Origin of the sequence: Pseudoalteromonas mucoides (genome assembly GCF_049257175.1) — a bacterium.
In the GTDB taxonomy this organism is placed as follows: Bacteria; Pseudomonadota; Gammaproteobacteria; order Enterobacterales; family Alteromonadaceae; genus Pseudoalteromonas.
Genome location: NZ_JBMMUC010000004.1, coordinates 1 through 24,584 on the forward strand (window position 1 = coordinate 1; position 24,584 = coordinate 24,584).

Consider the following 24,584-nt stretch of genomic DNA (forward strand, 5'->3'; position numbering starts at 1 on the left):
GGCGGGGAACACTGGAAGTAGCACAGCCACCGGCGAGATTGATACCACCGCACCGAGTGTGAGTATCAGCGCACCAGAACTAACAAACGACAACACGCCGCTGGTAACGGGCACATCAGACTTAGCCAACAGCGACATTATCGTGACCTTCACTGACAGCAATGGCAGTCACAGTGTCACGGTGCAAACGGATGGCAGTGGTCAATGGCAGGCAGAAGCCAGCCAAGCATTAGCAGATGGCAACTACAGTGTCAGTGTCAGTCTCAGTGATGCCGCAGGGAATACCGGTACCGCCAGTGATAGTGGGGTTGTTGATACCGTGGCACCTGAGCTTAGAGTTATTCCATCCTTCTTACTCGGTAATTTAGTGTCACTATCAGGTGAGTCGGATCTTCCGCAAGGAAGTATAATAACTATCACGAATCATTTAGTCGGAGGTCTCGTTGGGCTGCCTTATACCGCAGTTACAGATGAAAATGGCAACTGGCAAGTACTAAATTTAACGGTGCCGTTACTGAGCTTAGCGTATGTGACTGCAAGTGCTACTGATGCAGCAGGAAATACAACGGCAGTTAGCACGCTTGATTTTGATAATACAGCTCCTGATTTGAATGTCAGTGTTGACGCGTTGAGTAATGACACAACACCTGTCATTTCAGGTGACACTGATATGGGCCAAGGCACTGTGATTAATTTGACCGTAGTTGATAGTGATAATGTCACTCAAACATTTAGCGCAACCGTTCAAGCTGATCAAACTTGGTCGGTGTCTGTGCCACAAGCACTCGCGGAGGGGGCTTATACTGTTACTGCATCTGTGCGCGATGGCGTTGGTAACTTAACTACGGAACAAACCAGTGGCGTGGTTGATAGTATTGCACCAAGTTTAGTTATCGATACTTTACAACCAACCGCTAATACAACACCAACAATAACAGGCAGTAGTAATGAAACTGGTGGTGAAGTATCTGTTGTGGTTAATGGGCAAACTCTGCTAGCAGCAGTTGCTAATGATGGAACATGGCAGGTAACAATTCCAACAGCATTGGGCGATGGTGAATATCCAGTAGAAGTGACTATTACCGACACTGCTGGTAATCAACAAACGGCATCTTCCATTCTGTCGATCGATACTATCACGCCAGTATTGACGATGACGGATCCGGGTGTAACTAATGATGCAACCCCGACAATTTCAGGTACTTCAACTGAGCCACAAGGTACTGAAGTGGTCATTGTTTTGGTTGATTCTAATGGTGACAGGCAGCAATTTACAACCCAAGTGCAAGGCGATGGCAGTTACTCTGCAAGTCCAAGCGCAGTGGTGGCCGATGGTGCTTACACTGTTACAGCTACCATCACGGATGCAGCAAATAATAGTGGTACAGCACAGAGTACTGGTACCGTTGATACCTTAGATCCCACTTTAACTTTGGATGGATTGGGTACATTTAATGATGATACACCGGTTATTTCAGGCAGTAGTGATGAAATAGGCGCAACGGTGATGGTCAATGTCAGTGATGACTTTAACAGTTATCAATTAACTGCAGTTGTACAAGCCGATGGCAGCTGGTCGGTACAAGTTATTGATGGATTAAATGATGGCGCAATTACTATTACAGCTAATGTGAGCGATGCTGCTGGTAATCAAGCATTGGCTACTGATACCGTAACATTAGATACTAATGCACCGACCATCTCGATTGCAAATTTACAGCCGACAATAGATACAACACCGAGCATTTCAGGTACTACAGATGCAAGAGATGGCACTGACGTAACGATTGAAATAATAGCGGCAGGTGTTGTTATACAAACACTAATTACGCAAGCTGCGGCTGGGCAATGGACTATTGAGGTCAATGAAGCACTTGTTGAAGGCAGCTACACGGTAAGAGCTAGTGTCAGTGAAGACGGTTTAATTGGATCGTCTAGTACTGATTTAGCAATAGATTTAACAGCCCCAACATTAGCTGTTAATACACCGACTATTAACAATGATACCACGCCAGTAATTAGTGGCACATCAGATGCAGCACAAGGCACTATCGTTACATTGTTGGTCACAGACAGTGCTGGCACTGAGCAATCGGCGCAGGCAACGGTCAAAGCAAATGGTACATGGTCTGTTGCGCTTGCAAGTGAGCTTGCTGAAGGAAGTTATAGCGTTGCTGCAACTATTATTGACATTGCCGGAAATAGCAATTCGGCTCAAACAACAGGTGAAATAGATTTAACTCCACCGACAGTGTTGATTGATTTATTAAGCAGCACAGCAGACAAAACACCTCTCGTGACAGGGGCGGCTTTAAATGCTGTTGCAGGGAACACTGTTGCTGTTACTTTTACTGATGCGCAAGGTGCAAGCCATACCGTTAATACAACATTGGCAGCAGATTTAACATGGCAAGTTGAGGCATCCCAAACTCTTGCCGAAGGTGTTTACACAGTCACTGCAGTGGTCACCGATACTGCGGGTAATGCTGGGCAACAGATTGCAAATGCTGTTATAGACAGTATTAACCCTGAGATCACCATTGACCAAAGCAGCTTGGTATTAACCCAAGATACAACACCATTTATTAGTGGTACATCAAATGAAGCGAATGCCACTGTCGAGGTTACCTTTACTGATGCAAATGGTACTGAGCATATTGTAACCGTTACTACTGATGAGCAAGGTGATTGGCAAGCAGCAGCAAACACCGCATTAGCTGAAGGCGTCTACTCTGTGAAAGCAACAACCACCGATATAGCAGGTAATCAGGGGGAAGACAGTAAGACTGGAGGAGAAATAGATATTACACCGCCAGAACTGGCAATTGTTCCGTCATTCTTATTGGGTAGTTTGGTTTCCTTGTCAGGAACCTCTGATTTACCTGAGGGTAGCGTAGTCACAATTACAAATCACTTAGTGGGAGGCGCAGTGGGTTTACCTTATACAGCCACTGTTGATGCAAATGGTGATTGGAGTGTATTGAACCTCTCAGTATCATTACTAGCACTTGCGTATGTTGAAGCCTCTGCAACTGATGCGGCGGGTAACACCACCACCATCAGTACCTTAGATTTTGATAATACGGCGCCTGAACTTACGTTATTTACCCCTGCACTGACTATGGATAGCACGCCAACTATTAGCGGAACCACTGATTTAGGTGAAGGTGCGCAAGTAACACTTGTGGTCACAGGGCAAGGAGTTGCAACACAGACCTTTAATGCGACAGTGCAAGCGAATGGCAGTTGGTCAGTCAATGTGCCACAAAATTTAGGAGATGGACAATATACGGTTAAAGCGAGTGTGCGCGATGGCGTTGGTAATTTAATGGAGCAGACGGCCAGTGGTGTAATTGATACTACTGCACCAAGCTTAGTTCTTAATACAACTGCGCTCACCAGTGATGATTCACCACTCATCAGTGGCACCAGTAATTTAACTGACGGCGAGGTTACCGTCACTATTGATGGACAAAGCTTAACAGCGACGGTGGCACAAACTGGCCAGTGGCAAGTGTCGGCTAGTACACTCACCGATGGGACCTATACCGTCACTGCAACGGTTACCGATCAAGCAGGAAATAGTACAACTCGTACAGGTAATATCACCGTAGATACAGTCGCTCCAAACATTACAGTGGCCAGTCAAGGCTTAGCCAATGATGCTACACCAATAATCTCAGGAACGAGTGATGAAGAGCAAGGCAGTACTGTTTCGGTCGTAATAGTTGATGGTAATGGCGATACGCATAATTTGACGGCAGTAGTTGATATTAATGGAGATTGGCAAGTTGAATCCGATGCCCTTCCTGAGGGGGAGTACAATGTTACAGCATCAATTACCGATGCAGCAGGGCTCACTTCAAGTGTTACAACTGGTGGTGAAATAGATACCGTTGCGCCAGTTGTGACTGTGGATGCTGTAGGCACAATAAATATTGCAACTCCAACAATAACAGGTAGCAGCGATGAACCTGTTGGTACTTTGATCAATGTTACAGTAACGGATAGCTCACAAGCTTATAGTTATACAACCCAAGTCCTTGCTGACGGTAGTTGGGTTGTTGATGTTCCTGATAGCTTAGCTGACGGTGCTATCAGTGTTATTGCCTCGGTCACCGATTTAGCAGGCAATACAAGTATATCTGATAATGTAACTGGTGTGCTCAATACTAGTGCCCCAAGTATAGGCATTACGCCTTTAGCGGCTACAAATGATACCACCCCAGTTATAAGTGGTACGAGTGACGCGCCAAATGGCAGTGCTATTAATTTAGTGATTAGAAATGCCGGTGGTGATGTGCAAAACTTTACCGCCACTTTGAATAGTGGTGTATGGAGTGTAGGGGTTCCTCAAGCGTTGCTAGAGGGTAGCTACACGGTTTCAGCAAGTGTCACCGAAGTAGGTTTAACGTCGTCAGCTTCAACTTCACTTGTGATTGATTTAACCTCACCAACACTTGAAATAATATCTACGCAACCTTCAACAGATTCAACCCCGCTTATTTCAGGTACTAGCCTTGATGCACCGTTAGGGTCTATTGTCGAAGTAACCATACTCGACAGCAGCGGTGCCTCTCAGGTTGTATCAACTCAAGTACTTGCTAATGGAAACTGGAGTGTTACTGCAACCACTGCACTTGCGCAAGGTGACGCCCTGATAACCGCAGTGATAACTGACACCGCAGGGAATAGTAGTAATGATACAATTACACTCAATATCGATTATACTGGGCCTGTCATTTTAGTTACTGCACCAGAGATTACTAATGATTGGACACCGACCATAAATGGTTCTATCAGTGGCGCACCGGCAGGCACTTTGGTGACCGTGTTGGTCACTGACCGTGCTGGTAATACTCAAAAGCTGACCACATCATCTAATGCCGATGGTAGCTGGGATGTTGAAGTAATTAATGGTTTAGCAGATGGCACTTACACTGTTAGTGTCAGTGCTGCTGATGAGTTAGGAAATGAATCGTCAGCGCTAAGTACAGGCATCATAGATACGGTAGCGCCAGAAATCGCAATTACCAGTGGCTTAGTTTTAACTTATGATACGAGCCCACTGATCACAGGAACGTCAAGTGAAGCGAATTCAGAAGTGATAATAAGCTTTGGCAGCGGCTATCAGCAAACAGTTACAACTGATAATGACGGCAACTGGTCAGTTTCATTAGGAGATAGTATCAGTGATTTCCCTGCAGGGTTATTGGATGGCGCATATACAGTAAGTGTTAGTATCAAAGATGCTGCGGGTAACATGGGTACTGCATCAGGCAATGGCTTAATAGTTGATACCACTCCTATTGAGTTTAATGTGACGGACTATAATCCTGGTATATTGGGTCTGCTACTTCCATCTGTAGAAGGAGAAGCACCATCAGGAACTGAAATATATATCATCGGAGCTAGCTTAATTGGCGTAGGCTTATTGGGAATTGACCTTAATGTATTAGAAGGTTACCCAAGTACCACAACTGACGCCAACGGTGAGTGGAGTTATACATTATCCTTATTGGACTTGGACCTGTTAAGTGGTGAAGATTATTATTTCTTAACAATTGATCAAGCAGGAAATTACCTTGTTAAAGATACAGACAATCAGGATTTTTCCTCTGGCAATATTAATGATGATCCAGCATCAATCAGTGTAGAGGCAGATCAGAGCATAGCTCAGACAGGGATACCAGAATCAAGTGTTACCTTCAGTAATGAAGTATCACAAAATGAAAGCATTGACTTAAGCCGTATCTTAGTTGCTGACAATACCGTTAGTAGTGAGTCAGAGCCATTGGATTTAACAATCAATGATGTACTGAGCGATGCTGAACAAACGGATTTGCTAGCCTTAGACTTAGACAGTGAAGCTAGTAGTATTGCTTTCAGTGGAGATACATCTAAATCTGCTGAGTCCGCGATCGATGTGCAAAACCAGTCAGAAGAGATGATTAAGAAATTAATTGAAAGCGGTAATAATCAAATAGATAGTTAATGAGTTAACTAATACAAATATAAAGCGCGGGTAGTTTCACACTTCCCGCGCTTTATCATATTAATTTCGAGCGATTTAAGTATTATGCAGGATTGATTTTATCAAATCACAGTGAATTACTGTAAAGCAGTCTTGATTAGAAACAGGGGGGGTTAATGCCCACAAGTAAAGTTGTTCATTAAATAAATCGTATTGGCAAAAAAGAAAAGGTGTTGCTAAAGGGCATTTTCTAGATGTTAGAACTATGCTTTTAAATTATGAACGATTTTGCTATTACCATGCACAACACTACCGCCTTGGTCATAGGTCATCGAAGTGGGGGCGCCAATTAGAATATCTTTGAGCTGTTTTACGCTCAGTTGCGCTTGATGAGCTGCATGTGCGTTAACTTCGTTTTTCTTTTTACACGTTTCTAAATGTTTACGAACAGCAGAAATTAAATCAGAGACTTCTTCTGATTTCGAATCATTACTTGCAAGTAGAGTGCTTAGCTCTTTATCAAGGGTTTGGATCTTGCTGAGAAAAGACAGCTTTTGCTGTGCTATCTCTTTAAGCCCTTCGCCTCGACGCGATGCAATCGCTGTAAGCTCGCTATCTAAAACCTCAACTAATGAAGTTAAGCAATTTAACTGCATAGTCAGTTTTGAAGCAATTAAACTATTATGATCAGCCATAAACGTCAAACTCAAATGCAGCTATATTTTTAGCTAACTTTTCAGCATCAATTTGGTATTTACCTTCACTGATTGCTTTTTTAAGCTCTGCAACTTTATTACTATCAAAACCAGAAGACTGTTGAGCTTTATCTTGTAATGATTTAAGTTGTTGTGCTTGTGGCGTTAAGCTTACAGAATCGGTAGCCGCTTTTGGTGCAGCTGTTTGCGCCGACTGTGTATTATTGTTTTGCAAATCAACTTTCTGTTGCTTAGCATTGGCCAACACATTAGCCTGTTGCTGACCTTTATTTACTTGGCTTACCATGATTTTAACCTATACATAATCCAACATATGCCTATTTATCGGCATGCATGATAGATACTTTAGCATAAATTTGAAAATTTAAATATTTACCTGCACAGACTCAACGCCGTCTACGCGGGCATTTAAAACTTTCCCTGATTTTGCATTTTTTACTCTTACTTGCTCACCTAAAGTACCATCTTCTAAGGCTAACCCGGAAGTTTTTATTTTTAAACCCCGAATTGTAGCAAAAATAGTGACATTGTCGCCTTTGCACACCATACAAATTTGACTTAACACAACAGGTAAGCCACTACGAATATTGCGCTTACTACGACTGCCGATGAGGACCGACTCATCTTGTAAATGTTGTACTCGAACAAAGTGCTTAGGCCTCATTTCAACACTTAAGTGGTGGGCTTCTATAACTTCGCCTCTGGTTAAGTGTTCGGTGGCAACCACAATAGGTTCAAGTTCTGTAATACGAACATGTACGTATTGACTCCAACCTTGTATATCTTCACAGTTAATTTGTACCGTTACTTGTCGATTAAAAGGAGGGTCCGTTGGTACGCTTAAAGACGGTGAAGTTGCACAGCTGCGATCAGGAATGCGGCTATCTAAAGTAAGCGCCTTAATTTGTGTTTGCTCATCGTTAATCGGTTTTAATTGATTTCTTATGTACGAAATCGCAAGTGTTTGTAAGTTTTCTTTGCTATATATTTGACCATATACCGGTGAAACTAGGCATAGGCTAGCAAGAAAATAAAAAACACTGTATCTTCGGCTTTTTTTTAACAAACTCATAATGTTTCGACTATGCTTATGGTTGAAAACAGGGTATAAATATTTAGCGTCAATTATTAGACGCTCCCACGATGTAATGTAGCTTTAAATAGAGAAAGCAATAATTGTTCCGTTTTTTTTAGCTTTCTTAGGAGATTGAAATGGCAGGCATTTTAGACTCAGTGAACCAACGTACTCAGTTGGTTGGGCAAAACCGCCTTGAATTATTATTATTCAAATTAAGAGGGCGGCAGCGCTTTGGTATTAATGTGTTTAAAGTGAGAGAAGTACTGCAATGCCCTCCTTTAACTAACATGCCAAAATCAAATGCGTATATTCGGGGCGTTGCCCATATACGCGGGCAAACTATTTCTGTTATCGATTTGTCCATGGCCGTTGGTGGCCCTGCTATCGAGAACATTCAAGACAGCTTTATTATTATTGCTGAATATAATCGCTCAGTTCAGGGCTTTTTGGTTGGAGGTGTTGAGCGCATCGTCAATATGAACTGGGAAAAGATCATGCCCCCTCCATCAGGTGCTGGTCGATACTCGTATTTAACCGCAGTCACTGAAATTGAAAATGAGTTAGTTGAAATTCTTGATGTAGAAAAAATCTTAAATGAAATTTGCCCAGTAAACACCGAGGTTAGTGCGGAAATTGCTAGTGATGGCGAAATTCAAAAAGACTTGGGTGAACGTATTGTATTTATAGCCGATGACTCAGCTGTTGCTCGTAATCAAGTGAAACGTGCACTTGAGCCACTTGGCGTACAAACGGAACTTGCAAAAAATGGTAAAGAGGCGCTAATCCGCCTTCGTGAAATCGCAGAGCTTGATTGTAAAAACGATATTACAGAAAGAGTCGGCTTATTGATTTCGGATGTTGAGATGCCTGAAATGGATGGCTACACTTTGACAGCAGAAATAAAAGCAGATCCTAAGCTTGCCCCTTTGCATGTAATTTTACACACTTCTTTGAGCGGTGTGTTTAATCAGGCTATGATTGAAAAAGTAGGCGCAGATGACTTTATCGCAAAATTCAACCCGGATGAATTAGCTACAGCAGTAAAAAAATGGGTTCATTGTGACTAATTTTGATAGGTGGTGTTACTTTGGAAAATAAACATTTACAGCAAGGCGAGTACGATCAATTCCGTACCTTTTTAGAACAGCAGTGCGGTATTGTGTTAGGCGATAACAAGCTTTATTTAGTAAAAAGTAGACTTGCGCCTTTAATGGCTCGTTTCAATGTTGAATCGTTATCACAATTAGTGAGTAAAACACTCAGCCCTCACGAACGGCAACTTCGCGCCGCCGTAGTTGATGCCATGACCACCAACGAAACTTTGTGGTTTAGAGATCAATACCCGTTTGAGTTATTACAAACTAAGCTATTTCCAGAGCATAAAGAACTACGCAGGCCTCTTAAAATTTGGTCTGCGGCAAGCTCTTCAGGTCAAGAACCTTACTCTATTGCTATGTCTGTGGCTGAATTTCAGGCAAAATCTCCTGGTGTTTTAAAAATGGGTGCTCAAATTGTCGGCACTGATATTTCCAATACAATGCTTGATATGTGTAAACATGCAGAGTACGACTCGTTAGCACTCGCGCGCGGCCTATCTGTTGAGCGACGGAAAAAGTTTTTCAAGGACAGTGGTAATGGCATGGCTCAAGTGATTGATCCGATTAAAAAGCTTACCAGCTTTAGGCATTTGAACTTACTTGATTCTTATGCCTTGATGGGAAAATTCGATATTATATTTTGTCGTAATGTATTGATTTACTTTTCACCTGAAGTAAAAGCCAAAATCATTGCTCAATTTGCCCAAGCACTAAACCCTAAAGGGTATTTGTTTTTAGGTGCATCAGAGTCTATGTCGGGACTCAGTACTGAGTTTGATATGGTACGGTGTAACCCTGGTATTATTTATCAAAAAAAATAGTATCCTCAGCTATTTTTAATTAATGATTAATAAAAGCGATGGCCTTATGTCATCGCTTTTTCTTTTGTATTTAATAACTTACCGACGTTAATATTTATAATTTATATTGGCTCACCTTTTGCATTAATCAGCTTAAGTCAATTTTTTGGAGATGGTTATGGCTATCAGTTTTGATAAAGCTTTTGGGGTGCATCCTCACGCAATGTTGATCCGTTCACAACGGGCCGAATTATTAGCAACCAATATTGCCAATGCTGATACGCCTGGCTATAAAGCGAAAGATGTCGATTTTGCCTCAGCTCTAAAAGCGGCAAAAAGCCACCAACAGGGCGGCAATAACATGGTAACAACTGATGCAAAACACATTGCCGGTGGTAGCCGTTATGTCGGTAATAGTGAAATGTTTCGTTCGCCAAATCAAGCAGATACAGGTGATGGTAACTCAGTAGATATACAGGTGGAACGAAACTTGTATACACAGAACTCATTAGAGTATCAGGCAAGCCTGCAATTTATGAGCAGTAAAATTAAAGGCCTTAAAAAAGCCCTCGGTAGTCAAGGAGCCTAAGCATGAGTTTATATAACGTTTTTGATATTTCAGGTACCGGTATGAGTGCGCAAAATGTGCGTTTAAATACTACGGCCAGTAACATATCTAATGCGAATACCATTAGCTCAAGCCAAGACCAGACTTATCGAGCTCGCCACCCTGTTTTTGCAGCTGAACTAACTAAAGCCTCAGCATCACAAAGCAATCCGCAGGGGTCGTCTGTAGGCGTTAAAGTACTAGGCATTGTAGAGAGCGATAAACCCCTACAAATAGAATATAACCCTAACCATCCTAGTGCGGATGAAAATGGGTATATATACAAACCTAACGTTAATGTTGTAGAAGAAATGGCGAATATGATTTCAGCCTCACGCTCTTATCAAACAAATGTGCAAGTTGCTGATGCAGCAAAGCAAATGTTAAGTAAAACACTGTTGCTCGGGCAGCGGTAATTGAGGAAAAGTTATGAGTAACGATATAACTACAACATCGTCGACTTATTTAGATTCGCTTAAGTGGCAAGAGAACCAAGTATCGACGGAAGAAAAAAGTGATGCGTTAACGCAAGAAGATTTCTTTTCCTTGCTGACGCAACAGTTGTCGTTTCAAGACCCAAGCAACCCCGCTGATAATGATCAGATGATTGCACAGATGACAAGTTTCACTATGGCTGAAGGTATTTCAAACCTAAACAGTAACTTTGAGTCACTCGCTTCATCTATGACCTCAAACTCAGCATTACAAGCTTCTACTCTTGTGGGTAAGCAAGCATTGCTAGAGTCAGATACATTAGATTTGAATGCTGGTAGTGATGCAAAGGGGACTATCGTTGCTCAAGAACCTGTTGAGAATTTGACCTTGCGTATAGAGGATTCATCTGGACAACTAGTACGTACAATTGATTTTGGAGCCCAATCAGCCGGTGCAATCCGTTTTGAATGGGATGGTAAAAACTCTGACGGTGATGATTTACCCGAAGGGGAATACAGTGTTAAGGCTGAAGGTCAAATGGGGGGCGAGTTTACAAGCCTACCTATTGCAACCTTTAAGAATATTGAGAGCGTCAATGTTAATGGTTCTAGTGGGATCATTATTAACACAAAAGAAGGTGCGGTTAGGCTAACTGATATAGCAGAAATCGCGTAAACAATTTTAAATTTAAGTTAGCCTTCGGCTAAAATTCAAAGATTAGAGGTGAATTATGAGCTTCAATATTGCATTAACAGGCCTTGCCGCCGCACAGAAAGATTTAGATGTAACAGCAAATAACATTGCTAACGTAAATACTACTGGTTTCAAAGAATCTCGCGCTGAATTTGCTGATGTTTACGCATCATCGGTATTTAGTTCAGGTAAAACAAAAAATGGCGATGGTGTGCAAACCACCATGGTTGCCCAGCAATTTCATCAAGGCTCATTGCAGTTTACGCAAAACTCTTTAGATCTAGCCATTACGGGTGAAGGTTACTTTGCAATGAGTGAAGACTTAGGTGCTCAAGATTTCACTTATACACGAGCTGGTGCATTTAAACTAAATCAGGATAACTTTATTGTTGATGCAAAAGGCAATTTTTTACAAGGCTTTCCTGTTAACGAATCGACAGGCGATACTACTTCAGTAAGTTTAAGTACATCATCGGCATTACAAATTCCTGATTCATCTGGTTCTCCACGCGCGACGACTAATGTATATAGTTCATTTAATTTAGATTCTCGTTCAAGCACACCGTCGATTACATCGTTTGATCCAACGGTCAGTGCTTCTTATAACAGCTCTACATCGACAACTATGTACGACTCTTTAGGTGAGCCGCATGTTTTACAGTTTTTTTTCGTGAAAACAGATGCAACGGTTACTGGCAATGAGAATGAATGGCAAGTATTTGCGACACTGGACGAAAAGCCATTTAGTCCTGCAGGTGCTGAAGAGACGGCTACTCCATATACACCACTTTCAACATTTCAATTTGATGCAAGTGGTTTACCTTTAAATACTGATGGCGCTGCAAATACAGATACCACTTTTAATCCTATTGCCATACCTGGTGGTGGTGCTGGTGTTGCTGGTCTTTCTGACTTACTAACCAATGGTGCAAGCTTTCCTGATGATGTCCAAGTGAACTGGCGCGATGAAGCAGGAACAGCGAACAAAATTCCTACACAATATGCGAGTAATTTTGAAGTTAAAGCACTGGATCAAGATGGTGCCACAGTGGGGCGTTTAGCGGGTATTGATATTGGCACAGATGGCAAGGTGGTTGCCTCTTACAGTAATGGTGATACCTCGTTCTTAGGGCAAGTTGCCATGGTGCGTTTTTCAAACTCTCAAGGTTTACAACAAGCTGGTGACACGTCATGGAAAAAAAGTTTAACCTCTGGTGAACCAATTGCTGGTGAGCCAGGTTCAGGTACTTTAGGTTCTATTAATTCTTCAGCGCTTGAGCAATCAAATGTGAACTTAACTAATGAGCTGGTCGATTTGATTAGCGCACAGCGGAATTTCCAAGCTAACTCGCGTGCACTTGAAGTGAATTCAACAATTCAGCAAAGTATTCTGCAGATTCGTTAATAGCGCACCTCATAATAATCCGACACCAAGGCTGCCAATTCAGGCAGCCTTTTTTGTTTCTTTTCAGTGTATTTCATACCGTCAATTTATTGTGGCACTTATTTTGCATTTATCTCTAATATAGATTTTTAACGTGAGTCGATGTTATGGATAAGATGGTTTACATTGCAGCGTCAGGGGCTAAGCAGAGTATGCGGGGCCTTGCGCTCAAAGCAAATAACTTAGCAAATGCTAACACCACTGGCTTTAAAGCTGATTTTGCGCAGGCAAGGTCGATGCAAGCGTTTGGTGAAGGCTTACCTACGCGCGTCTTTTCCATGCAAGAACGCCCTGGTTCGAATATGACCTCTGGTGGCATCGTTGAAACGGGTCGTGATTTAGATATCGCTATGAGCGATAAAGGCTGGCTAACCGTTCAAGATGCCCAAGGTAATGAAGCTTATACAAAAACGGGTACTTTAAATATTACTCCCGATGGTGCGTTAATTACCAGTCATGGTCGTCAAGTTGTTGGCGCGGGTGGGCCTATCATTTTACCTCTACCGATTGAAAAAGTGGAGTTTAGTGAAGACGGATCAATTCAAGTACGCCCTCAAGGTGCGCCTGCTAATTTTTTGGAAGTGGTAGATCGCCTAAAGGTGATTGAAGCGGATAACACCCAGCTTGAAAAAGGTAATGACGGCTTGTTTCGCCCTAAAGCCGATAAACTAGAAGATGATTTATGTGGCTTTTGTGATATATCGCAAAACGTAAAAGTAATGAGCGGTACGCTTGAAATGTCAAACGTGAATCCAGTACATGAAATGGTGGATATGATAAGCCATCAACGCCAATTTGAATTACAAGTTAAGTTAATGAAAACAGCAGAAGAAATTGACGAGCGTCATACCCAATTGCTGCGCATTGTTTAACCTAATTGAGAGGACATTAATATGAATCCTGCATTATGGATCAGTAAAACAGGCTTAGATGCCCAACAAACCGATATATCGGTTATCTCAAATAACTTAGCCAATGCCAGTACTGTTGGGTATAAAAAAAGCCGTGCTGTATTTGAAGATTTACTCTATCAGAATATCAATCAGCCAGGTGGTCGTTCTTCACAAGACACTGAAATGCCATCGGGCTTGATGTTAGGCGCCGGTGCTAAAGTGGTTGCTAACCAAAAGAATTTTTCTCAAGGTAATATGCTTACCACTGAAAACTCATTGGATTGGATGATATCTGGTTCAGGCTTTTTTGAAGTACTACAACCTGACGGTAATATTGCGTACTCACGTAACGGACAATTTACCACCGATGAAGACGGCCGTATTGTTACAGCAGGTGCAGGTTTTCCTATTCAACCAGAAATGAACGTACCTGATGATGCACAATCAATTACTGTATCGCAAGATGGTGAAGTATCGGTACGTATTGCCGGTGAGGCTGATAATGTCGTGATCGGGCAGTTAACCATTAGTGATTTTATTAACCCATCGGGTCTTGAGCCTATTGGGCAAAACCTTTACACCGAAACAGCAGTAAGTGGCGCGCCGGTTCAAGGTAATCCGGGTATTGATGGCTTAGGCTCGATTGTGCAAGGTTCACTTGAAACTTCTAATGTGAATGTGACTGAAGAGCTTGTGAATCTAATTGAAACACAACGTATTTATGAAATGAATTCAAAAGTAATCTCAGCTGTTGATGAAATGCTTAGTTACATTAATCAGCAATTATAATGAATAAGGGCAGCATTATGCGTAATTTAATCATCGTCTTAAGCGGGGCATGTATATTAAGTGGTTGTATGACAACTCAAAATACCCATGTGGTTCAGGATGACCCATATTATGCGCCAATGTACCCGGAGCCCGTGACTGAGCAAGTTGTGCCTACAGGTTCATTATTTGACAGTTACTCTGCTAATGACTTGTACTCTGATAAAAAAGCACTACGAACAGGCGATATCATTACTGTAAAACTACAAGAGTCAACACAAGCTTCAAAAGCAGCAAAAACCGAGACGGATAAAGAGAGTAATGCCAGTCTTGATCCAGTTGTTGGTTTAGGTGGTTTACCCGTTAATATTGGTGGCGATAGCATTCAATTTGGTATTGGCTCTGACTCATCTTTTACTGGTGACTCGAAATCTAACCAGTCGAACAGTTTGTTTGGTGATATTTCCGTTAACGTGATGCGCGTTTTGCCTAATGGTAATTTAGTGATCCGCGGTGAAAAATGGCTAACCCTTAATACCGGTGAAGAGTTTATTCGCTTAGAAGGGCTGGTGCGTCCACAAGATGTAACAGCAGATAATACAGTTACCTCGAATCGAATAGCGAATGCGCGTATTCAATATTCAGGTAAAGGGCAAATGCAAGAGTCGCAAAGTGCAGGTTGGCTAACACGATTCTTTAGTAGCGCGTTATTCCCTTTTTAAAGGACATTGAATATGAATGGTTTTAAGGTATTTATTGGTATTTGTTTGCTTGGCTGGCACTTAACTGCCGCTGCTGAGCGTATTAAAGATGTTTCTATGGTCGAAGGTGTTCGTTCAAATCAGCTTGTTGGTTATGGTTTGGTCGTTGGTTTGCCTGGCACCGGTGAGCAAAGTCGATACACTGAACAAAGTTTTAAAGCCATGCTTAATAGTTTTGGCATCACAATGGATAGTAGTTTAAAGCCAAAAATTAAAAATGTGGCTGCCGTTGCTGTGCATGCAGAGCTCCCGCCTTTTAGAAAGCCAGGGCAAATGATCGATATCACGGTATCATCAATCGGTAGTGCGGGCAGTTTACGCGGTGGTACCTTATTACAAACCTTCCTCAAAGGGGTTGATGGTAATACCTATGCAATAGCACAAGGTAGTTTGATTGTAGGCGGTTTAGGCGCAGAAGGCGCTGATGGCAGTCGGGTTGTGATCAACACACCCACGGTTGGCCGTATTCCAAATGGCGCAATAATTGAGCGAGCAATTAAAAGCCCATTTATGCAAGGTGATTACATTACCTTTAATTTAAACCGTCCTGATTTCACAACGGCAAAACGTTTAGAGCAAACAATCAATAATTTAGTTGGCCCGGATAGCGCCCAAGCAATTGATGCGGCATCAATTCGTGTAATAGCCCCGCGGGATGCTTCACAGCGTGTTTCTTATTTATCAACCCTTGAGAATCTAGAATTTAAACCAGCAGATACTTCTGCAAAAATTATTGTCAATTCTCGAACAGGTACCATAGTAATAGGTAAGAATGTGAAGCTACAACCAGCAGCAATAACCCATGGTGGCCTAACAGTTACAATTGCTGAGCAACAAAATGTGTCTCAGCCAAATGCATTTAGCGAAGGCGAGACCGTAGTCACCAACCAAAGCATTATCGATGTTGATGAAGATGATTCTCGTGCCTTTGTGTTTAACCCGGGTGTCAGCTTAGATGACTTAGTACGTGCAATTAACGAAGTGGGCGCAGCCCCGGGTGACTTAATGGCGATACTTGAAGCCCTTAAAGAAGCAGGCGCAATTAACGGCCAGTTGGTGGTCATTTAGTTTTTTAATTTACTAGGCTCTGGATAACTAGAGTCTAGCTCCTCTCATTGCTACTTCCTTGTTATAATTTATTTGGCTTAATTATTGCATTGTTAATTTTATTATTAATTATTGTGTCAAAAAGCTGATGGATACCAATCACCTCGATAAGCAAAACTTTTTTGATTTAGGCAACTTAGACTCTCTACGTCAAAGTGCTTTAAAAAGTGATGCCTCAAGTGACGCGTCAAAAGAAGCCTTACAAAAAGCCGCGGCACAATTTGAATCTATTTTCACACAAATGCTGTTAAAAAGTATGCGTAAAGCCAATGAAGCGTTTGAAGACAAAGACAGCCCGTTTAATTCAAGCGGAGTAAAGTTTTTTGAAGAAATGCATGACCAACAGCTCTCTGTGGAGTTGTCATCTAATGGGTCATTAGGGCTTGCGGATTTAATTGTGCAACAATTATCGCCTGATGGTAAAGAGTTTATGCCAGGCTCTGTGCTGCGTTCAGTTGATGATTTCACCAGTGATAAACGTGCTAACGGCACCATAAAAAATACAGAGTCAGCAGAGGTTGTGCCTACAACAAAAGCAGATAATACAGCAAAACAAAGTAATAACTTTGATGATGTTGAGTCATTTATTAGCACTGTATGGGAACATGCTAAAACGGCCGCTGAAAAAATTGGCTTGAACCCAGCAGTAATGGTTGCACAAGCTGCGCTTGAGACCGGTTGGGGTAAGCATATTATTAATAAAGCAGATGGCAGCAGCAGTAATAACCTCTTCAATATTAAATCTGACCGCAGTTGGCAAGGTGATAAAGCCAGTAAAGTAACGCTGGAATTTGAACAAGGTATGCCAGTTAAAAAGCAAGCGAGCTTCAGAGCGTACGAATCCATTAAAGATAGTGTGAACGATTTTGTTGATTTTTTAAATGAAAACCCACGCTATCAAGAAGCCCTCGAAAATACAGCAAAACCTGCCGCCTTTTTAGATTCATTACAAAAAGCAGGCTATGCAACAGATCCCAATTATGCCGACAAGATCAAGCAAGTACTTAATCGTACTGAGCTTAAAACATTGGCTGCAACATTGGTTCGCCAAGGAGTAAACTAAGATGTCGTTTAATCTATTTGACATTGCAAGCTCAGGGGTTCGTGCTAACTCTGAATTGCTGCAAACAACCAGTAAAAATATTGCCAATGTAAATACAGAAGGTTATGTAAGAGAGCGAACAGAATTTACAACTATGATCGATAATCAAGTCGGTCGTGGTGAAACATATCGATTGCTCAACGAGTTTGCACAAAAACAATTAAATAGAGATACCTCAAATAAAGCTTTTTTTGATCAATTTGTTACAGAAGCTAGTCGTGTAGATACACTTTTTTCAGAAGAATCGAATAGCTTGTCGAGTAGTATTAATTCGTTATTTAATAATGTACAAGAAAGCCTTAATCAGCCCTCATCTTCTGTTACACGTTCACTGGTGATGACTGATGCACAAAATCTTATTGAGCAGATGGACAGGTTATCAGGCATTGTATTTGACCAAAAAAACGTTGTTAATGAGCAGCTAGAAATTTTTGCTGATGAGGCAAATACTTTAGTGCAAAATATTAGTTCGCTAAATAAGCAAGTTGCAGCCGTACATGGAACAAGTAGTGAAGGTGAGTCTAGTGCTATATATAATCAACGGGACTTGGCTATTCGTGAATTATCCGAGCTGGTTGATATTGAAACGTTAGATGGCCCTAATGGTGAAAAATTACTGTTTATGGGTACGGGGGAGTCATTAGTTATGCAAGATGGCACATTTAATCTGTTTTCAATGACCGGTGACCCAGATCCAAATTTTAAAGAGCTTCACTTGGATGTTAATGGCGGCAAAGCTGTGCCGCTTGAAGTGGACGTGAGTTCTTTGAAAGGTAAAATCGGTGGTTTGCTAGCTTTTCGAGATGACATTTTAGTTCCTGCACAAAACCAGCTTGGCCAAATGGGCCTGGCCTTAGCTGATGCCTTTAATGAGCAAAATAAACTAGGCATGGATGGCAATGGTGATCTAGGAGGTGATATTTTTACAATTCCTACAGTTGATGCATTTAATTACCAAGCTAATACTGGTAATGCAACAATGTCAGCTACAGTTGAACCTGGCAAAGGTAGTGAGTTGCCAGCCAGTGACTTTATTATTACCTATACGGCGGCTAATACAGTTGAAATTCAGCCAGTGGATAATAAAGGTGAGCCACTAGGTAGTGCAACTACAGCGACTATTTCGGGTGGTGTAATTGACTCAACAACCAACACTTTGACTCCACCTATTGATTTGTTTGGCTTACAGATTAATGTCAATGGTACTCCTAATGCTGGTGACCAATTTCAACTAAAACTAAATTCACAAGCAGCTTCTAGTTTAGAATTAGCAACTAACCGCCCAGATGCATTAGCATTAGCGTCACCAATCAGAACTGCAGATGATATTAATAACACGGGCAGTGCAAATATATCTTTAGGGACTGTGAGTAGTGTTACGTCAGGTGGCTTTATTGTATCACCGCCAAGCCTTGCTAATGGTGAAATGAGTATAGTTAAAACCGCGAATACCAACGAGTACACCCTAACAGATAGCAATGGCTCGACCACATTTACTATTACACCACCAGCTGAAGGTTTACTTTCACAAGCTGGCGCACCTTATGATGCTTATGGATTTGACTTTAATATAGAAGGGACTCCTGCTGTCGGGGACACTTTCACACTTGAATTTAATCAAGGTGGTTTTGATGATAATCGTAATGGTTTAATGCTTGCAGGATTACAAAGTGATGAGTTGGTCCGTCAAAATGTAGTGAGTTCAACAACTGCTGATAATCATAAAACTTTTAATGAAGCGTACGCAGGGTTAGTAACAGACATTGGGGTCGTTACCAATCAAGCAATGACAAATGGGGCGGCATTTGATGCCCTCGCTCAACAATCAGAAGCTTGGTATGAATCTTTATCTGGTGTTAATTTAGATGAAGAAGCGGCTAATTTACTGCGTTTTCAACAATCATATGCTGCATCTGCACAAGTGCTTTCAACAGCCCGAACAATTTTTGACACACTTCTGAGTGCTGCGAGGTAATTATGCGTTTATCAAATAATTTAATGTATCAAAATGGCTTAAGTTCAATTTTAAATAGTCAGTCAGCTGTCAGCAAAGCACAAGAGCAAGTTAATACGCAAAAAAAAGTGCTCAGTGCATCTGACGACCCAGCAGCAACTGCAAGGGCTTTGCTTTATACGGACCGTATTGAATCAAACGAGCAGTATAGCAAGAATATCACTATGCTAACTAGTAGGCTTACGACTCAAGATAGTGTACTTGAGAATATTAAAGGCTCTTTAGAAAAAGCGCATACTCTTGCCATTCAGGCGGGGAATGGTGCGTATTCTGATATTGACCGTGAAGGTATCGCTGAAGAGATAAAGGCCATCCAAAGTAGCGTACTTGATTTAATGAATGCTAAAACAGAAGATGGAAAGTATATATTCTCGGGCTATCAAGATAATACTCAAACTTATTCATTTGATTCCTCAACAGGTAAATATACTTATAACGGCGATCAGGGTCAGCATCAAATAAAGATAGCGGCCAGTGTTGACGTTAAATCAAGTGATAATGGCTTTGAGGTTTTTGAAAAAGTTGATGCCCGTTTAAATGTAGAGTCAAATGACGCCACAGTTTCTGGTGGTATCACTAGTGCTAAAGTTTATGTGCGTGAACAAGGCGAATTTGATAACTTTCATAAAGAAAACTACAATGCAGATCCTAGTGCTGCTGCGGGGGCTAATACATTCAACATAGTAACAACGGCAGGTACACCAAATACTTACCAAGTAGAGCAAGGTGGTACAGTGATTGAGTCAGGCAGTTTTGATGGCTCACAAATCAAATTTGCGGGAATGGAAATAGATATCAGCCCTGTAGCAACTGGCCAAGTAGACTTTACCCTAGAAGCACCGAAAAAAGAGAATATATTAAATACCTTGAACGACTTAATTGCTGGTTTAACAGACTCAACAATAAGCCAAGATGATTACGACCAAGTTCTCGCAGATGCTATGACACAAATTGATAATAGTAAAAATCAAGTATCTTTAACTCAAGCCGGCCTAGGCGGAAGGTTAAATACCACTGAGAAAGTTACTCAATCAAACGCCGATTTAGATATAAACAATAAAGCGTCTCGCGCCGATTTAGTTGAACTAGATATGGCCGAAGCGATTACAGAGCTAACAAAGCAAGAAACGGCCTTACAGGCATCACAGGCAACTTTTGGTCGACTGGCTAATCTTTCCTTATTTGATTACTTATAAATAACCTCAGAGTAAGGCAAAACCTTGCCTTACTCTGCTTATACTTACCTTTTTTATACCTACCTCACTGATTTAAATAAACTTGCTCTAAAAAAATTAATAATGATTTACGTGTTAACAAGTAGCTCATTAGCTTTTATATTTTGTGAAAAACAATAGTTCTTTAAATTTAAGAGTCTTATTTTCAATGGTTTAGCTAAGTTTAGTTGTTTTTTTTAAAAAAAAGCTAAAGGATTTTTGGGTTAGACCGATAACTTAATTAACCAAGCAAAGCGTTGTAAATAACAGCCACTGCTTAATTTAAGTAAGTTTGAGAGTAAATGATAAGTTTACTTCGGGAGAGATAATCATGGCTTTATATGTAAATACAAATGTTAGTTCATTAAACGCGCAAAGACAATTAATGAATTCAGGTAATTCACTAGATACATCATTCCAACGTTTATCGTCAGGTTTTCGTATTAATAGTGCGAAAGATGACGCAGCGGGTCTACAAATTTCAGACCGTTTAACGTCACAAATTAATGGCCTTGATCAAGGTAACCGTAACGCTAATGATGGTATTTCATTAGCTCAAACGGCTGAGGGCGCACTTGATGAAGTAACATCAATGTTCCAACGTATGCGTACACTTGCTCAACAAGCATCAAATGGTTCTAATACGGATGAAGATCGTCTAGCAATTCAAGAAGAAATGCGTTCACTATCGGCTGAAGTAAACCGTGTTGCGGGTGATACGACTTTCGGTGGTCAAAATTTACTTGATGGAACTTACGATGCGAAATTCCAAGTAGGTGCTGATGCGGTACAAACAATCGACTTCAGCATGCAAACAGTGGGGGCGACCACGAATTCTTTAGAAGCTAATGGTGGTTTTACGTTATCAGGTATTGCTGGTGTTGCTGCGGGTGTAACAGGGAATACACTAGCAGAGCTTGCTGAAGGTATTAGTGCTATCGACGGCACAACGACAGCTGCATCGTTAGATTTTGCTACTACGTTTACTGCGGGTGAAATTAGCGTTTCAACACAGGCTAATGCACAAGCTGTGCTAGCAGGCATGGATTCTTTGATAGCGGTTGTTGATAAAAAACGTGCAGAGCTAGGTGCGGTACAAAATCGTTTTCAATCTACCATTCGTAACCAATCGAATATCTCAGAGAACTTAAGTGCTGCGCAATCTCGTATTAAAGACACTGACTTTGCTCAAGAAACGGCTAACTTAACTAAGATGCAGATTTTACAACAGGCAAGCCAAACAATTCTTAGCCAGGCAAATCAGCGTCCACAGGCTGCATTAAGTCTTTTAGGTTAATCTTTAGGAAGAGTCAATTTATTGACTGATAATGAAAGCGCCTTTGTCTAATGGGGTATTAACAAAGGCGCTATTGAAGGATTATAAAGCGGAGGCGCTTAAAATCCGGTAGTGTTCTAACATTTGTAAGAACACAAAGCTTAAAGCATAAAGTATGCCATTTTTAGCTTTGAAAAACCTGCTCTCAAACTTATCTTTATAAAGGCTCTTATTTAGAGCCTTTTCTTATTGTATATCTTCAACATACAGCTCTTATGCGTGATCGTAAAAAGTTGGCCTAAAGTTTGCCTTACTCTTATTAAGTTTTTAAATAACCTGCAAAGTGGCAGTTTTTTGCCCCAGGCAATAAAAGTTTGCCGTTGTAATGAGTCACTTTGTCAAATATCACTAGCTAAGCTGGTGACTTAATTTTGACAGATAATAAGAGAGTTTTTTATGGCTTTATATGTAAATACTAATGTGAGTGCACTAAATGCACAACGTCAGCTAACAAATACGGGTAATGACTTAGATACGTCATTTAAGCGTTTGTCGTCAGGACTACGTATAAATAGCGCAGCTGATGATGCTGCAGGTTTACAGATCTCTGATCGACTTCAATCGCAAATACTTGGTTTGAACCAAGGTAATCGTAATGCGAACGACGGTATTTCTCTTGCGCAGACTGCAGAGGGCGCATTAGAAGAAATTACAAATTCATTTCAGCGAATTCGTACATTATCACAACAGGCTGCGAACGGTTCAAATACAGATGAAGATAGACTGGCAATTCAAGAAGAAATCCGTCAACTATCAGCAGAAGTGAACCGTATTGCCAGCGACACTACATTTGGTGGTCAGAACTTACTAGATGGTAGCTATTCGGCTAGTTTTCAGGTCGGTGCTGACGCTGTGCAAACAATTAGTTTTAGTATGCAGACAGTTGGAGCTGACAGTGCTGGCACTCCTAACTCTTTAGCAGGTGGCTTTACTCTTTCAGGTATTGCTGGAGTTGCTGCTGCTGTTGGTGGTAAAGACTATGATGTGTTAGCAGCAGGTATAAGTACTATAGCTACTGCGGGTTCAGTTGGTATATCTAGTTCTTCAATTAGCTTTGCAAGTGTATTCACAGCAGGTGGAATTAGTGTTTCAACACAAGTAAATGCACAAAAAGTATTGGCTGGAATGGATTCGCTTATCGCTGTAGTCGATAAAAAGCGTGCAGAACTAGGTGCGGTACAAAACCGTTTTCAATCTACAATTCGTAACCAAGCGAATATTTCTGAAAATCTATCAGCTGCTAAATCGCGTATTAAAGATGCTGATTTCGCGGCAGAAACAGCTGCTTTAACTAAAAATCAAATTTTGCAACAGGCGAGCCAAACGATTTTAGGGCAAGCAAATCAACGGCCACAAGCAGCGTTGAGTTTATTACAAGGTTAAAAATTAAATAAAAGTTAAACATTTTACAAATAAAACTAAAGCTTTCACTTTATCGGGCGATAACAGACTTAGAGAACTACAAATCTAGGACTCTAAGTCAGGTAGTATGGCAGGGTAGGGGTATCCCGCCGTATTACTATTAAAATGATAAAGCGGAGGCTAATATGGCTTTATATGTAAATACCAATGTGAGTTCATTGAACGCACAAAGACAGCTAAGCAAATCGAGTAATTCACTCGATACTTCATTCCAGCGCCTATCATCAGGTTTTCGTATTAATAGTGCGAAAGATGATGCAGCAGGTATGCAAATCGCAAACCGTTTAACCAGCCAAGTTAATGGCTTGAATCAGGGTAACCGAAATGCAAACGATGGCATTTCATTAGCGCAAACTGCTGAAGGCGCTCTTGATGAAGTAACATCAATGTTTCAACGTATTCGTACTCTTGCTCAACAAGCTTCAAATGGTTCTAATACGGATGAAGATCGATTAGCGGTTCAAGAAGAAATTCGTTCGTTATCTGAAGAAGTTAATCGAGTTGCTGCGGATACTACCTTTGGTGGTCAAAATCTATTAGACGGTACCTATGATGCTAAGTTTCAAGTAGGTGCTGATGCAGTACAAACAATTAACTTCAGCATGCAAACGGTTGGTGAAACTACGAATTCTGTAGAAGCGAATGGTGGTTTTACGTTATCAGGTATTGCAGGTGTAGCTGCGGGTGTTACTGGTAATACACTAGCAGAATTAGCTGAAGGTATCAGTGCTATCGATGGCACAACGACAGCCGCGTCGTTAGATTTTGCCACCACGTTTACAGCCGGTGATATCAGTGTATCAACTCAAGCTAAAGCTCAAGCTGTATTAGCGGGCATGGATTCGTTGATAGCAGTGGTTGATAAAAAACGTGCGGAGTTAGGTGCAATTCAAAACCGCTTCCAATCAACGATCCGTAATCAATCGAATATCTCTGAAAACTTATCAGCAGCTCGTTCACGTATTCAGGATACTGATTTTGCTCAAGAAACTGCAAACTTAACAAAGATGCAAATCTTGCAACAAGCGAGTCAGTCAATCTTGAGTCAAGCGAATCAACGTCCTCAAGTTGCGTTATCATTACTAGGGTAATTTAGTAATGTTTTATAAGCCACTAAGCGAAG

Annotated in this window: 20 protein-coding genes; 17 read left to right on the forward strand and 3 right to left on the reverse strand. The window is 41.2% G+C overall.

The annotated features are described in order from the left end of the window. The first annotated feature begins 37 nt into the window (after nt 1-37). Entirely contained in the window at nt 38-5,995 is a 5,958-nt protein-coding gene (locus AAEU30_RS05105; RefSeq protein WP_421959870.1) for an Ig-like domain-containing protein, read from the forward strand. A 242-nt stretch (nt 5,996-6,237) separates the two neighbouring features. Here the strand turns inward: AAEU30_RS05105 and flgN are convergent, their stop codons facing one another. The 3 genes from flgN to flgA form a co-directional block, all read right to left on the reverse strand. Then, nucleotides 6,238-6,669, reverse strand: coding sequence for a flagellar export chaperone FlgN (flgN, locus tag AAEU30_RS05110; protein ID WP_421959604.1), 432 nt, complete (start codon nt 6,667-6,669; stop codon nt 6,238-6,240). Next, nucleotides 6,662-6,976 (reverse strand): flagellar biosynthesis anti-sigma factor FlgM, encoded by a 315-nt coding sequence (gene flgM, locus AAEU30_RS05115; protein ID WP_421959605.1) that lies wholly within the window; start codon nt 6,974-6,976, stop codon nt 6,662-6,664. The genes flgN and flgM overlap by 8 nt, the downstream gene beginning before the upstream one ends. A gap of 78 nt (nt 6,977-7,054) precedes the next feature. Next, entirely contained in the window at nt 7,055-7,762 is a 708-nt protein-coding gene (flgA, locus tag AAEU30_RS05120) for a flagellar basal body P-ring formation chaperone FlgA (RefSeq protein ID WP_421959606.1), read from the reverse strand. Nucleotides 7,763-7,902: 140 nt separating this feature from the next. On the opposite strand from flgA, the gene AAEU30_RS05125 reads away from it, so the two are divergent. The 16 genes from AAEU30_RS05125 to AAEU30_RS05200 all read left to right on the forward strand — a co-directional run bounded on the left by AAEU30_RS05125 (nt 7,903) and on the right by AAEU30_RS05200 (nt 24,552). Continuing rightward, on the forward strand, nt 7,903-8,835 hold the full coding sequence (locus tag AAEU30_RS05125; RefSeq protein WP_087530926.1) for a chemotaxis protein: 933 nt from the start codon (nt 7,903-7,905) through the stop codon (nt 8,833-8,835). A gap of 20 nt (nt 8,836-8,855) precedes the next feature. Further along, on the forward strand, nt 8,856-9,686 hold the full coding sequence (locus tag AAEU30_RS05130) for a CheR family methyltransferase (RefSeq protein ID WP_421959607.1): 831 nt from the start codon (nt 8,856-8,858) through the stop codon (nt 9,684-9,686). Nucleotides 9,687-9,843: 157 nt separating this feature from the next. Beyond that, the gene (gene flgB, locus AAEU30_RS05135; RefSeq protein ID WP_421959608.1) at nt 9,844-10,254 is read left to right on the forward strand and encodes a flagellar basal body rod protein FlgB; all 411 of its coding nucleotides are present in this window, start codon (nt 9,844-9,846) and stop codon (nt 10,252-10,254) included. 2 nt (nt 10,255-10,256) lie between these two features. Then, a complete protein-coding gene (flgC, locus tag AAEU30_RS05140) occupies nt 10,257-10,688 on the forward strand; it encodes a flagellar basal body rod protein FlgC (protein ID WP_036970207.1) in 432 nt (143 codons plus the stop codon). Between the two features lie 13 nt (nt 10,689-10,701). After that, on the forward strand, nt 10,702-11,382 hold the full coding sequence (locus tag AAEU30_RS05145) for a flagellar hook assembly protein FlgD (RefSeq protein WP_421959609.1): 681 nt from the start codon (nt 10,702-10,704) through the stop codon (nt 11,380-11,382). A 55-nt stretch (nt 11,383-11,437) separates the two neighbouring features. Continuing rightward, nucleotides 11,438-12,805, forward strand: coding sequence for a flagellar hook protein FlgE (gene flgE, locus AAEU30_RS05150; protein ID WP_421959610.1), 1,368 nt, complete (start codon nt 11,438-11,440; stop codon nt 12,803-12,805). A gap of 146 nt (nt 12,806-12,951) precedes the next feature. Then, entirely contained in the window at nt 12,952-13,716 is a 765-nt protein-coding gene (locus tag AAEU30_RS05155) for a flagellar basal body rod protein FlgF (RefSeq protein ID WP_087530920.1), read from the forward strand. A 21-nt stretch (nt 13,717-13,737) separates the two neighbouring features. Next, nucleotides 13,738-14,526 (forward strand): flagellar basal-body rod protein FlgG, encoded by a 789-nt coding sequence (flgG, locus tag AAEU30_RS05160; protein WP_256826572.1) that lies wholly within the window; start codon nt 13,738-13,740, stop codon nt 14,524-14,526. 17 nt (nt 14,527-14,543) lie between these two features. Next, entirely contained in the window at nt 14,544-15,227 is a 684-nt protein-coding gene (flgH, locus tag AAEU30_RS05165) for a flagellar basal body L-ring protein FlgH (protein ID WP_421959611.1), read from the forward strand. Nucleotides 15,228-15,239: 12 nt separating this feature from the next. Further along, the gene (locus tag AAEU30_RS05170; RefSeq protein WP_421959612.1) at nt 15,240-16,334 is read left to right on the forward strand and encodes a flagellar basal body P-ring protein FlgI; all 1,095 of its coding nucleotides are present in this window, start codon (nt 15,240-15,242) and stop codon (nt 16,332-16,334) included. A gap of 127 nt (nt 16,335-16,461) precedes the next feature. Further along, nucleotides 16,462-17,436, forward strand: a complete 975-nt coding sequence (gene flgJ / locus AAEU30_RS05175) for a flagellar assembly peptidoglycan hydrolase FlgJ (RefSeq protein ID WP_421959613.1) — start codon at nt 16,462-16,464, stop codon at nt 17,434-17,436. 1 nt (nt 17,437) lies between these two features. After that, nucleotides 17,438-19,450 carry a flagellar hook-associated protein FlgK gene (gene flgK / locus AAEU30_RS05180; protein WP_421959614.1) on the forward strand — a complete coding sequence of 671 codons (2,013 nt, stop codon included), beginning with the start codon at nt 17,438-17,440 and terminating at the stop codon, nt 19,448-19,450. A gap of 2 nt (nt 19,451-19,452) precedes the next feature. Further along, on the forward strand, nt 19,453-20,685 hold the full coding sequence (gene flgL / locus AAEU30_RS05185; RefSeq protein ID WP_421959615.1) for a flagellar hook-associated protein FlgL: 1,233 nt from the start codon (nt 19,453-19,455) through the stop codon (nt 20,683-20,685). 349 nt (nt 20,686-21,034) lie between these two features. Then, nucleotides 21,035-22,000: a flagellin N-terminal helical domain-containing protein gene (locus AAEU30_RS05190; protein WP_421959616.1), complete on the forward strand. Its 966-nt coding sequence runs from the start codon at nt 21,035-21,037 to the stop codon at nt 21,998-22,000. 435 nt (nt 22,001-22,435) lie between these two features. Continuing rightward, nucleotides 22,436-23,422 (forward strand): flagellin N-terminal helical domain-containing protein, encoded by a 987-nt coding sequence (locus AAEU30_RS05195; RefSeq protein ID WP_421959617.1) that lies wholly within the window; start codon nt 22,436-22,438, stop codon nt 23,420-23,422. 164 nt (nt 23,423-23,586) lie between these two features. Next, a complete protein-coding gene (locus AAEU30_RS05200; protein ID WP_421959618.1) occupies nt 23,587-24,552 on the forward strand; it encodes a flagellin N-terminal helical domain-containing protein in 966 nt (321 codons plus the stop codon). Nucleotides 24,553-24,584: the final 32 nt, after the last annotated feature.